Source organism: Rhizobium sp. 18055, assembly GCF_902706285.1.
In the GTDB taxonomy this organism is placed as follows: Bacteria; Pseudomonadota; Alphaproteobacteria; order Rhizobiales; family Rhizobiaceae; genus Rhizobium.
In genome coordinates, this window is the sequence record NZ_CACSKD010000136.1 from 1 (window position 1) to 552 (window position 552).

General features: G+C 69.2%; 2 protein-coding genes. One reads left to right on the forward strand and one right to left on the reverse strand.

Going from position 1 to position 552, the window contains the following annotated elements; genetic code table 11:
• Positions 1-222, reverse strand: a 222-nt coding sequence (locus tag GVL52_RS31745) for an ATP-binding cassette domain-containing protein (protein WP_160012692.1), incomplete at its 3' end; no start/stop codon positions are given.
• On the opposite strand from GVL52_RS31745, the gene GVL52_RS31750 reads away from it, so the two are divergent.
• Positions 221-552: SGNH/GDSL hydrolase family protein (locus GVL52_RS31750; RefSeq protein WP_368735336.1), on the forward strand; the 332-nt coding region annotated here is incomplete at its 3' end. The genes GVL52_RS31745 and GVL52_RS31750 overlap by 2 nt on opposite strands.

Consider the following 552-nt stretch of genomic DNA (forward strand, 5'->3'; position numbering starts at 1 on the left):
GTCCAGCCCCGCGATGATGGACAGCAGCGTGCTCTTGCCGGAGCCCGAGGCGCCGACGATGGCCACGGTGTCCCTCGCGGCGAGCCGGAAATCGATATCCCGCAGAATGTCGAGCGTGCCGGTGGAATCCGTCACCGACTTGTGCACGTGCTCCACGGCGATGACGGGGGCGCTGGCGGCGGCGGTGGAGGAGGAAGGAGTTTCCGGCGGTGTTTCCGACATGAAAGGTGCTCTTGCAGTGATGCGATTCGATGCGTTCCGGCGTGACTTTATCGTGGCGGCCATGGGGGCCTGGGCCCTGGGGCTTTGCATGCCCTCCGCAGGGGCGCAGCCGGCGCCTGCAGGCGGCAAACCCGTGATCCTCGTGGTGGGCGATTCGCTGAGCGCCGAGTACGGGCTCGCACGCGGCACGGGCTGGGTGGCGCTGCTGGAGAAGAAACTGGCCGCGGAGAAGATCTCGGCCACGGTGGTGAACGCCAGCGTGAGCGGCGACACCACGGCGGGCGGGCGCTCGCGCCTGCCGGCTCTGCTCACCCAGCACCGGCCGACGCA